The organism is Tenacibaculum maritimum NCIMB 2154, from assembly GCF_900119795.1.
In the GTDB taxonomy this organism is placed as follows: domain Bacteria; phylum Bacteroidota; class Bacteroidia; order Flavobacteriales; family Flavobacteriaceae; genus Polaribacter; species Polaribacter maritimus.
This window is the reverse complement of the sequence record NZ_LT634361.1, coordinates 2,034,641-2,047,228: the sequence shown is the minus strand read 5'-3', so window position 1 is coordinate 2,047,228 and position 12,588 is coordinate 2,034,641. Positions and strand designations below refer to the sequence as shown.

Here is a 12,588-nt window from a genome sequence, read left to right as displayed (position 1 = left end):
TTTTGTGGCGTAACAATATTTAATAAGAAACTAATGTTAGATTTTTCAGAATTTTCAGGACTGGTATTATTCATGTTTATTTTTACAGCAGGTTTTTGGCTGTTGATTTTCTTGTTAACATTTGTCGTTCCTTATTGGATTGGAGGAACAATTTGGGAAAATATAAAGTTAAAGAAAGAAGCAAAGAGAGCTGCTGAAGGAAAATAATAGCAATTCTAAACATATATTATAAAGCTCGTTCTTTTATTTTAAGGAACGAGTTTTTTTTATAAAAAGAAATTAGAGGTTAAAAAAGTAAAATATGTTGAGTGCACACACTTTTTTTAAAGGCGCATTCTCAAAAATAGTGCTATTCTAAATAAGAAGACTTGTAGATTTCAGCTTCCTTTAAACTCTGCTCTTTTTCATATGAATTCCAATGATAGCCAAGGCAAAATATTAAATCAAGGAATTTCAAATTAAGCTTTTAAAGAAATATCCTATTCTAGCCTTCAAAATCACCACCACTGCCACTCGTTCTTGAGTGGTTTTGTTTTGGTCTTTTTTTCTTTTGGTTGAAGCGATAAGTAAAACTCAAAGATATTTGTCGTTCCCTCCATTGAAAAGCTGCTGTTGAAATAGTTACTGGAGTAATTCTTCCCCCGTAATAAGTAGTACTATTTCTTTTACGAGAATTAAACAGATCATTAATGTTTAATATCAAAGAAGCCTTGTCTTTAAGAAAGTCTCTACTAAAAGCTAAGTTTGTTATAAAAACACCTTTTCTATCAGTTAAAGCAGTAGTTTGTGCACCGCGATATAGTAAGCGAGTTTGCCATTGAATTTTAGCTGGCAAACTAATGCGAGTATTAAAACGAGCAAACCAACTATTTTGATTTACTTTATCTAGAAAAACAGATTGTAGGTTATTATAAGTATATGTAAAAGCATCTATATTAAAATGGAAATAATTAAATGTAGCAGACAAACGTATTTTTTTAGAAGGAGAGTAATTAGAGGTAAGTTCAAATCCGTAACGATTTTCAGTACCTAAGTTTACAGGAGTTCTAATAAAAACATCGAAAGATTTTCCATTTTGTATTCTTCTTTCAGTAAAAGAAATAGCTTGCATGATGTCTGTGAAATGCTGATAATAAATAGAGGTGTTAATAATTAATTTGTTAATTTTATTAGTATATCCTATATCAAAAGAACTAGTAAAAGTTGGATTGATATCTGGATTTCCTTTGAATATATTTCTTGCTGAACTACGAGATTCAAAAGGGTTTAAAAACCAGTGACGAGGCCTTCTAAGCCTTCTAGAATACCCTAAAGTTAATTGAGCATACTTATTCAGTTCATATCCTAAGTTTATGGTAGGAAACCATTCTGTATAGTTTTTATTGGAAGCTTCCTTTGTGGTCAATACTGCTAAGTCAATATCTGTAATTTCAGTTCGTAAGCCTAGCAAGTAAGAAAAATCGCGTAATCGATTGCCATATTGTATGTAAAAAGCATAAATATTTTGCTTGAAATCAATAGCATTAGAAGGATCGTATTCAAAAGGAGTTCCATTTTTGTCGCGCACTTTAAAGTCTGAAAAGAGGTCTTGCACAGTTGTTTTATGTCCAAATTCAAGTTGACTGTTTTTTCCGAAAGGAATGAGGTAATCGATTTGAAATAGGAAGTCTTTGGAATTGGTAATTTGTGAATTGATTTCTTCTAAAATGCCAGCTACAGAAACAGGAGCATTTTCTAAAGAGCTGCTATCATTATATTGCGCTTCTATGACCAGTTTTTTGCCTTTTCCATGGAAGTTATTGGTATAATTTAAAGTATATTGTTTATCAGTAGTTTTTTTATCTTCATTTTCAATTCTATTTTCAGTAGAAGTTAAGGAGTTTGATAGATTGCTATTTTCTGTGAAGTTAGTAGTAGTAGTATGACTATTATTCTTTTTATAGAAAAAAGAACTTGTGATAGAACTGTTTTTAGTAAGGTAATATTCTAAACCTAAAGAGGTGTTTATATTGGTGTTTTTCCTGTCAAAAAAACGATCTTCATTGCGAAAATCCTTAATAGTTGCATCTGGATTAAAATTGGTGAAAAAAGTTTGTGAATTTCCTGGGCTCTTGCGGTAAGAGTAATTCATATTAGAAAATAAGTTGATTTTTTGTGCGCGGTAATTCAAATTGGGAGAGATACTTAAAACTTCAGGGATACCAGTTGTTAGATTTATAGCACCGTTAACTCCTCGGATATTACCTTTTTTAAGAATGATATTTAAAATCCCAGCAGTTCCTTCTGCGTCGTAGCGTGCGGAAGGGGAGGTGATTACTTCAACTTTTTCAATGGCTTCAGCAGGAAGGTTACGCAATGCATCTGTACTGTTTAAGCCTATTAAAGAAGAGGGTTTTCCATCTATTAAAATACGAACATTTTCATTTCCTCTAAGGCTTACTGTTCCTTCAGCATCTACATGAACAGCAGGAACATTGTCTAAAACATCACTGACACTTCCTCCTTTAACAGTCATGTCTTTACCAACATTATATATTTTTTTGTCGAGTCGAATTTCAATGGTTGATTTTTCAGCAATGACTTCTACTTCTTCAAGAGTTTCTGTATCTTCTGAAAGAAGGATTGTGCCTAATGAAGTATGATTGGTTAGTATTTTATTAGATAATTGTTTTGTTTTAAAACCTATGAATTCTATGTTAATATCATAACTTCCTTGAGGAACTCGAATCAAAAAAAGGCCTTTTTCATTCGTAATTCCACCTGTAATTTGCTGATTTTTTAAATCTGTCAATATGATTGTAGCGTATTCTAATGGTTGTCTGGTGGAGGCTTCTAGCACAATGCCTGATAATAAGGTTGTTTGCTTTGTATGCATTTTAGGTTTTTGTGCATAAAGAGAGATGTTATAAATGCAGAAAATAAATAGTAATAGTTTTTTCATAAGAAGAGGTATTGAGCACATTTATAATTAGACATTTTAAACTAGCAAAGGTTTAAAAAAAAAGTCCTCAATTTTGAGGACTTTCTTACTTGTTTTTAGAGATTTTATTTTCTTCGTCTTTGTTGAGCGGCTTGTTGCTCTTGAGCTTGTTTCATTGCTTCGTCTAAACGTTGACGAAATTTGCTTTTTGCTTTTTCAGGTTTCTTTTTATTTTCTTCTATTTGAGCATGAATTTTCTTCTCGTCAATAACATAATGCTTAATAACTAACATGATTGCAATGGTTAGTAAGTTTGAAACAAAATAATATAAACTTAAGCCACTTGCATAGTTGTTAAAAAAGAATAACATCATAAGAGGAGAGAAGTAAATCATATACTTCATCATTTGACTCATATCAGGCATTCCTTCTTGTGTTGGTTGTTGCATATTTGCTTGTTGGCTTTGATTCATTTTCATATAAAAGAAAATAGCAATGGATGCAAGTATTGGAAATAAACTTACGTGGTCTCCATAAAAAGGAATTTTAAAAGGAAGTTTGAAGATCGTATCATAAGAAGATAAATCGGTAGCCCATAAAAATCCTTTTTGGCGTAATTCTATATTAGAAGGGAAAAATCTGAACAGAGCGAAGAAAATAGGCATTTGAAGCAATGCAGGAATACATCCAGACATCATGCTGACTCCTGCTTTTCGTTGTATAGCCATTATTTCTTGTTGACGTTTCATGGCATTTTCTTTTCCTGGATACTTGTCGTTAACTTCTTGCATCTCAGGTTTGATAACCTTCATTTTAGCACTTGATAAATAAGATTTATAAACTAGTGGAGACATTAGGATACGTACTACAATAGTCATTAAAATGATAATTAAGCCGTAGTTGCTCATAAACCCTTTTAACAAATTGAAAACAGGGTAAAAAATAGTTCTGTTTAAAAATCCAAAAATTCCCCAACCTAAATCTACTATTTCATCTAAATCTGTTTTAGCATAAGTTTTTAATAAATTATAGTTTGTAGGACCGTAATACCACTTCATATTGTAGTTCAACTCACCATTATTTACAACTAAAGGAGTTTTTAAGCTATATGTTTTTGTAAAAACACTGTCAATTTCTTCACCTTTAAAGTCTTGTGAAATTAAGGTAGCATTATTAAAAGGAGTGTCAGTTAGTAATATTGAAGAGAAAAAGTGCTGTTTAAAAGCTACCCAATTAACATCATTTACATTTTCGGAATCTTTAGGGCTTAAATATTCTACCTCGTCGTCAGCTTTATAGTAATAAGTTGAATACATATTTTCTGTTTGCTGACTTTTTTCATGTCTGTATGCTTCTAATTTCCAATCGAGATTGATTTGTTGAGAAGTATTAATGATATTTCCTAATCCTTGAGAACGAACAGCAAAATTCACCATATATTGGTCATGAGACATTTCGTAGCGATATTCTAAGAACTTGCTATCTGAAACTTTTAACTTCATAGAAAGTACAGTCAATGTTCCGTTTTTGGTGAGAGAAGGCTCGAAAAATAGTTCTTTAGTATTTAAAACTCTATTGTCTGTAGTTCCAAAATTAATATTGAAAGAAGCATTATTGCCTTTAATCAAATATAAGGGCAATTTATCGTAAGTAAAATAATTTTTGACTAAGGCTTCTGTAATTTGCCCTCCTTTATTAGAAATAGTTAATTTTAAAACTTCGTTTTCTAAGGTAGTTGTTCCTTCTTTTCCTTTGATAGCACTATGAGCAAAAGCACCTAGTTTACTTTTTAAAGCTAATTGTTGTAAAGAATCGTTTTGAATATTTGTATTGATTCTTTCAGCAGGAGTACTGCTTATTTTTGTAGAATCAATAATTTCTTGGTTGGTGGTATTTTCTGGTTGTACTTCTGGCTTTTGGCTACTCATATACCAAAACATGATTGCCCCCAGTAAAATCATTCCTATTAAGGAATTGAAATCAAATTTTTTTTCTTCCATTGATGTATGTTATAATGTCAATTTGTCATTTTTCTAAAAAAGGATTTAGAGAAAAACTCGACAAATGTAGCAAAACTCTATGATTTTTAAGATGTTTTGTTACGGTTAATTTAGCGAATACTAATAGTTCAAAGAGTATTCCATTTAATAAGCTGATTCAAAACTTTTCAGTTTGCCAAAAAGCATTACTTTGAGTACCTTTTCTTTATTTCAACATCGTATAATTTCAAAAGCTTCAGCGTTCTATAAATAGTTGATGGTTTTGGTGTAAAGTTAAAAGGGTAAATCTAGTGCAGTGTATAAAAAAAAGCCAACATTTCTACACGTATTTTGTTGGCTTTTTTTCTTATTTTTTAGATTGTTCTAAAGCTGCTTTTATAAAATTGACAAATAAGGGATGTGGATTTAAAACAGTGCTTTTATATTCGGGATGATATTGCACTCCCACAAACCAAGGATGAGTATCTATTTCAACAATTTCTACTAAGCCAGTTTCAGGATTTATTCCAGTAGCTTTCATTCCAGCAGCTTCAAGTTGTTCTTTATAAGCATTATTGAACTCGTATCTATGGCGGTGACGCTCATGGATAGAAGTATTTCTGTAGGCAGCATATACTTTCGAATCCTTAGATAACTCGCAATTCCAAGAACCTAAACGCATTGTACCTCCTTTTTCAGTAATGCTTTTTTGCTCTTCCATTAGATTTATTACTGGGGTTTTACAATTTTCATCCATTTCTGTAGAAAAAGCATCTTTAAGCCCGAGTATATTCCTGCTATATTCAATAACAGCCATTTGCATTCCTAAGCATATTCCGAAAAATGGGATATGATTTTCACGTGCATACTGTACTGCTTTAATTTTACCTTCAATACCACGATCTCCAAAACCAGGAGCAACCAAAACTCCATTGATACCTTCTAGTTTTTGTATAACATTTTTAGAAGTTAACTCATCAGAATGAATCCAACGGATCTTAACTTTTGTTTCGTTAGTAGCGCCGGCATGAATAAAGGCTTCAGTAATTGATTTATAAGAATCATGCAATTCTACATATTTTCCGATTAACCCAATTTCAATAGTAGAGGTAGGATTTTTATGCTTTGATAAGAAATTATTCCAAGCTTCTAAAGCAGGTTGCTTATCTGTAGATAATTCTAATTTTTCTAGAACAACTCGATCCAATCCCTCATTAAACATTAAATTAGGTACGTCATAAATTGTTTCAGCATCTAAAGATTGAATGACATCTTGTTTTTTAACATTACAAAAGAGCGCTAGCTTACGTTTGATAGTATCATTGATATGGTGTTCAGAACGGCATACCAAAATATTAGGACTAATACCACTTTGCATCAGCATTTTTACAGAATGCTGCGTGGGTTTTGTTTTTAGCTCGCCAGCAGCAGCCAAATAAGGTACTAAAGTTAAGTGAATAACAATGGCATTTTCATCTCCTAATTCCCATTGTAATTGACGAACAGCTTCTACATATGGTAGAGATTCAATATCTCCTACAGTACCTCCAATTTCCGTGATTACAATATCAAATTCCCCTGTTTTACCTAAAATTTGGATACGATGCTTGATTTCATCAGTAATATGAGGAATAACCTGTACCGTTTTTCCTAGAAATTCTCCTTTACGCTCTTTATGAATTACAGATTGGTAAATTCTTCCAGTTGTAACGTTATTTGCTTGAGAAGTAGGGATGTTTAGAAAACGTTCATAATGACCTAAATCAAGATCGGTTTCAGCACCATCTTCAGTAACAAAACATTCTCCGTGTTCGTATGGATTTAAAGTTCCTGGATCTATATTAATATATGGGTCTAGTTTCTGAATGGTTACTGAATAGCCTCTTTCCTGTAATAATTTAGCTAAAGAAGCTGCAATAATCCCTTTTCCTAGTGATGAAGTTACGCCTCCTGTTACAAAAACGTATTTAGTGTTGTTCATGGTATTATTAGGTTTGGGCAAAAGTAAGAACTCTCCAAGTTTTCGCAAACAAAAAGTGAATAAAAAAAACAAATAAAAAATATTTGAAATATTTTTGAGATAGTATTTGTGAAAAACAAAACTAGTTGTATATTTGCCAACGCTTTTAGCAGACGGAATTTCACAAAAGCAATATGTAATTTAAAGAAGATTTTTAAAAATATAAGTAATGCCAAAAAGAACGTACCAACCATCAAAAAGAAAGAGAAGAAACAAACACGGTTTCAGAGAAAGAATGGCTTCTGCTAATGGTCGTAAAGTATTAGCTAGAAGAAGAGCAAAAGGAAGAAAGAAAATTTCTGTTTCATCTGAAGCAAGACATAAGAAATAATGATTAACAATTGTTAATAATTGAGGTGTTACTATTTTTAGTAACACCTTTTTTTATACTTAAGTAATTTTTATTTTTACACAACAATACAACAAACTTTAAAATGCCTAAAAAACAAGACCTTAAATCAATTTTAATCATCGGTTCTGGCCCAATCGTTATTGGTCAAGCGTGTGAATTCGATTATTCAGGAACACAAGCGTTACGCTCACTTAGAGAAGATGGAATCGAAACAATTTTAATTAATTCGAATCCTGCAACAATTATGACAGATCCTTCAATGGCGGATCATGTGTACTTATTGCCTTTAACAACAAAATCATTAATCCAAATTTTAAAAGAGCATCCACAAATTGATGCCGTTTTACCTACAATGGGAGGGCAAACAGCATTGAATTTATGTATTGAAGCTGATGAAAAAGGAATTTGGGAAGATTTTGAAGTAGAAATTATAGGGGTTGATATTGAAGCTATTAACATAACTGAGGATAGGGAGAAATTCAGAAATTTAATGTTGGATATAGGAATTCCAATGGCCCCTCAAGCAACGGCAACATCTTATCTTAAAGGGAAAGAAATAGCACAAGAGTTTGGTTTTCCGCTAGTTATTAGAGCTTCATTTACATTAGGAGGAGCAGGGGCTTCTTTTGTTCATAATAAAGAAGATTTTGATGAATTATTAACACGTGGTTTAGAAATATCTCCGATTCATGAAGTAATGATTGATAAAGCTTTAATTGGTTGGAAAGAATACGAACTAGAGCTGTTAAGAGATAAAAATGATAATGTGGTTATCATTTGTTCTATTGAAAATATGGATCCTATGGGAATCCATACAGGAGATTCTATTACGGTAGCTCCAGCAATGACGTTATCAGATAAAACGTATCAAAAGATGCGCGATATGGCTATTAAAATGATGCGCTCAATTGGTGATTTTGCAGGAGGATGTAATGTTCAGTTTGCGGTTTCTCCTGATGAAAAAGAGGAAATCATAGCTATTGAAATCAATCCAAGAGTATCTCGTTCTTCTGCCTTGGCTAGTAAAGCAACAGGATATCCTATTGCAAAGGTAGCGTCAAAGCTAGCAATAGGTTATACTTTAGATGAATTAGAAAACCAAATTACCAAATCAACGTCGGCATTATTTGAACCAACGTTAGATTATGTGATTGTAAAGATACCTCGTTGGAACTTTGATAAATTTGAAGGATCTGATAGAGTGTTAGGGTTGCAAATGAAGTCGGTAGGAGAGGTAATGGGAATTGGACGCTCATTTCAAGAAGCTTTGCATAAAGCCACTCAGTCTTTAGAAATTAAACGTAATGGAATTGGCGCAGATGGAAAAGGGTATAAAAATTATGATCAGATCATAGAGAAATTGAAAAATGCTTCTTGGGATCGTGTTTTTGCTATTTATGATGCGATTCAGATAGGAATTCCATTGAGTAAAATTCATGATATCACAAAAATTGATATGTGGTTTTTAAGACAGTATGAAGAACTATATGAAATAGAAAAAGAAATTGCTACATATACTATAGATACTTTAGACAGGGAGTTGCTATTAGAAGCAAAGCAAAAAGGGTATGGAGATAGACAAATAGCACATATGCTAGGGTGTTTAGAAAGTGAGGTATATAGTAAGAGAGAAGAGTTAGGAGTTAATAGAGTTTATAAGTTAGTAGATACTTGTGCAGCAGAGTTTAAAGCAAAAACACCATATTATTACTCAACTTTTGAAAATACGGTTAAAACCGCAGATGGAGAGATAACGGTAGCAAATGAAAGTACTGTTTCAGATAAGAAAAAAATCATTGTTTTAGGATCGGGACCAAATAGAATAGGGCAAGGAATTGAATTTGATTATTGTTGTGTTCATGGAGTGCTGGCAGCTGCTGAAAGTGGTTATGAAACAATTATGATCAATTGTAATCCGGAAACAGTATCTACTGATTTTGATACCGCGGATAAACTCTATTTTGAGCCTGTTTTTTGGGAACATATTTATGACATCATTAAGCACGAGAAGCCAGAAGGGGTTATTGTTCAATTAGGAGGACAAACCGCTTTAAAGTTAGCAGAGAAGCTAACGAAATACGGAATTAAAATTTTAGGAACAAGCTTTGAGGCGTTAGATTTAGCAGAAGATAGAGGAAGCTTCTCTAGGTTATTACAGGAAAATAATATTCCTTATCCGGAATTTGGAATAGCAGAAACAGCTGATGAAGCACTAGCACTGGCAGAAAAATTAGACTTTCCAATCTTGGTAAGACCTTCTTATGTGTTAGGAGGACAAGGAATGAAGATTGTCATTAATAAAGAGGAATTAATAGAACATGTAGTAGGTTTATTAAGAAGAATGCCTAATAATAAATTGTTGTTAGATCATTATTTAGATGGAGCTATAGAGGCAGAAGCAGATGCTATTTGTGATGGTGAAAACGTGTATATTATAGGAATTATGGAGCATATAGAACCTTGTGGAGTACACTCAGGAGATTCTAATGCAACTCTGCCTGCATTTAACTTGGGAGATTTAGTGATGCAACAGATAAAAGATCATACAAAAACTATTGCTTTAGCTTTAAAAACAGTAGGGTTGATTAATATTCAATTTGCAATTAAAGATGATAAAGTATATATCATAGAGGCAAACCCGAGAGCTTCAAGAACAGTACCTTTTATAGCAAAAGCATATGGAGAACCTTATGTAAATTATGCAACAAAAGTAATGCTAGGAGATAAGAAAGTAACTGATTTTGATTTCAAACCTCAATTAAAGGGATATGCAATTAAACAACCAGTATTTTCATTCAATAAATTTCCAAATGTAAATAAAAAACTAGGACCAGAGATGAAATCGACAGGAGAGAGTATTTTGTTTATAGATAGCTTAAAAGATGATCAGTTTTATGATTTATATTCAAGACGTAAGATGTATTTGAGTAAATAATATTATTATCCGATACAGAATGATAATTAATATAAACTAAAAATAATTACAAAAAAATAATGCTCGACGTTTTTACTTCGAGCATTATTTTTATGAGTTTGCCTAAGATCATTTCAGAACAATAAATGATCTTAGTTTAAATGGGATAAGTATAAGGTTATTTTTTAGCTTTTTCAACAAGTTCTAATTTATCCGTAGAAGCCTTGGTGGTAAACATACCATAGTTGATAAATACATTTTTCTTTTCGATTTTTTCAATAGTTCCTACGGAGTTTCCATCAATTAAGCGAACCCTATCATTAATTTTAAAGATATAATCAGCTTTTGCTTTTGCTATTTTTTTAGCCTCTAATTTTTTTTCTTTTCTAACTTCTACTACTTTTTTGAGTACTTCATTCTCAATTTGTTGAACAATTTCTTTTTGCTTTTGAGCAATAACTTTTTCTTGTTTTTTTTGATTTTTTGTTTTAATGCTAGGAGGATTCTTTTTCAGATGTTTGGTTCTTTCTATGAGAGCCCATTTTGTAAAACTACTGGAGAGTTCTTTTTTGTTGTTGGTTTGGAAATACTTATTAAGAATCTCATTTGTCTTTCTACCAAGTGATAGCATACGTTGGTTATTATCATATAAATCTTGAAAACCAGATAGCTTATCCTTAATTTTTTGTTCTTTTTCTTGAAGACTTTCTAAATGTTGTTGCTCCTTACGTTTTTGTCTTTCTAAATTATCAGAGTTTTTTTGTAAACGATTTCGCTCTTTTTGTAATTTAGAAATAGTTTTATCCAGTCTAATTTTTTCTGTTTCAACACGTTTTTTAGCTTTGTTAATTAAGCTATAAGGAATCCCATTTTTCTGTGCAACTTCAAAGGTAAAAGAGCTACCTGCTTGTCCTATAAACAATTTATACAAGGGTTCTAGAGTGCGCTCGTCAAATTGCATATTTGCGTTGGTTACATTATCAAGTTCATTAGCTAAAACCTTTAAGTTAGCATAATGGGTTGTGATAATGCCAAAAGCCTCTTTTTGATAAAATTCTTCTAAAAATATTTCGGCTAAGGCGCCTCCAAGCTCTGGATCGGAACCAGTACCAAATTCATCAATTAAAAATAGGGTAGTTGTATTGCATTTTCGCAAAAAGTTACGCATGTTTTTTAAGCGGTAACTATAGGTGCTTAGTTGGTTTTCAATGGATTGATTGTCTCCAATATCTGTTAATACCGTGGAGAAAATAAATGTTTCACTTCGTTCATGTACAGGAATTAGAAAGCCGCTTTGCAACATAATTTGTAACAAGCCCACTGTTTTTAGAGTAATACTTTTACCGCCAGCATTAGGTCCTGAAATGACAATAATTTGTTGTTGTTGATTTAAAGAAAGTGTTTGCGGTATTGTTGGGACATTCTGATCTTTATTTTTTCTCCATAAGATAGGGTGGAAGGCGTCTCTAAAAAGTATTTTCTTTTCTTCGGAAATATTGGGTAATAGACCATTAATTTCCTGAGCATATTTTGCTTTAGCGGCAACATTATCTAAATGTATTAGAAAATCTAAGTATTTTTTTAATAGAGGAGTATAGGGTCTAATTAATTCAGCTAGTTTCTTTAGAACTTTTACAATTTCTTGCTTTTCTTCGTAGTATAAATTTTGAAGTTCTCTACTGTAGGCAAGTGTTGCTTGAGGAGCAATATAAACAATACTTCCTGTTTTTGATGCACCTAGTAAACTTCCTTTTACTTTTCGTCTATGCATTGCTAAAACAGCAAGTACTCGTTGGTTATCTATAATAGTTTCTTTAATATCATCTAAATATCCTGAAGATATATTTTTACTTAAAGCTCTTGAAAAGCTTTCAGAAATTTTACCGCGTATTTGTGCTATGTCTTTCCGAATTTGTTTTAACAGAGGAGAAGCATTATCGGAAACAACTCCATGCGAAGTAATAATCTTTTTTATAGTATCAGCAATAAATGTATCAAGTTCTATTCGTTCGCTAAGCAAAAAGAGAGAAGGAAAATAATCCTTAAATTTAGTAAAAAACTTTTTAAGCTCATTTACAGTGTCTGTAGTGGTAGCCAAACGTAAAAAAGCTCCTGTTTCTAAAAAGCTATTCTCTATGGAAAGTCGATCTATTTCTTCAATAATATTATCAAAGAAATGATTGGGTATCCTATTTTCACTAGTAAAAGAAGCTAAGTATTCATTAACTAGGTTTAGTTCAAAAAATAATTGCTTTTTATTAGTAAAAGGTTTTGTTGATAAGGTTTTTTCTTTTCCTAAATCAGAAATGCAAAATTCTGAAACTTGTTCTAAAATAGTAGGAAATTCTAAATCGTGTAATGTCTTCTCAGAAATTTGTATGCTCAAAAAAAAAGTTTTTATAT

General features: G+C 31.8%; 7 protein-coding genes. 3 read left to right on the top strand and 4 right to left on the bottom strand.

What is annotated here, in order from left to right:
- The first annotated feature begins 33 nt into the window (after nt 1-33).
- Complete coding sequence (locus tag MARIT_RS15650; RefSeq protein WP_024739969.1) at nt 34-207, top strand: hypothetical protein; 174 nt, start codon at nt 34-36, stop codon at nt 205-207.
- A 277-nt stretch (nt 208-484) separates the two neighbouring features.
- Here the strand turns inward: MARIT_RS15650 and MARIT_RS09115 are convergent, their stop codons facing one another.
- The 3 genes from MARIT_RS09115 to MARIT_RS09105 form a co-directional block, all read right to left on the bottom strand.
- Nucleotides 485-2,941 (bottom strand): outer membrane beta-barrel family protein, encoded by a 2,457-nt coding sequence (locus tag MARIT_RS09115; protein WP_162288611.1) that lies wholly within the window; start codon nt 2,939-2,941, stop codon nt 485-487.
- A gap of 104 nt (nt 2,942-3,045) precedes the next feature.
- Nucleotides 3,046-4,920: a membrane protein insertase YidC gene (gene yidC, locus MARIT_RS09110; protein ID WP_100211337.1), complete on the bottom strand. Its 1,875-nt coding sequence runs from the start codon at nt 4,918-4,920 to the stop codon at nt 3,046-3,048.
- Nucleotides 4,921-5,266: 346 nt separating this feature from the next.
- A complete protein-coding gene (locus MARIT_RS09105) occupies nt 5,267-6,880 on the bottom strand; it encodes a CTP synthase (protein WP_100211336.1) in 1,614 nt (537 codons plus the stop codon).
- Nucleotides 6,881-7,088: 208 nt separating this feature from the next.
- Here MARIT_RS09105 and rpmH point away from each other — a divergent pair, with 208 nt between their 5' ends.
- Together rpmH and carB are read left to right on the top strand one after the other, a co-directional pair.
- On the top strand, nt 7,089-7,250 hold the full coding sequence (gene rpmH / locus MARIT_RS09100) for a 50S ribosomal protein L34 (RefSeq protein WP_024739965.1): 162 nt from the start codon (nt 7,089-7,091) through the stop codon (nt 7,248-7,250).
- Between the two features lie 103 nt (nt 7,251-7,353).
- Nucleotides 7,354-10,206, top strand: a complete 2,853-nt coding sequence (gene carB, locus MARIT_RS09095; protein WP_100211335.1) for a carbamoyl-phosphate synthase large subunit — start codon at nt 7,354-7,356, stop codon at nt 10,204-10,206.
- Between the two features lie 157 nt (nt 10,207-10,363).
- Here the strand turns inward: carB and MARIT_RS09090 are convergent, their stop codons facing one another.
- On the bottom strand, nt 10,364-12,571 hold the full coding sequence (locus MARIT_RS09090) for an endonuclease MutS2 (protein WP_024739963.1): 2,208 nt from the start codon (nt 12,569-12,571) through the stop codon (nt 10,364-10,366).
- Nucleotides 12,572-12,588 lie beyond the last annotated feature (17 nt).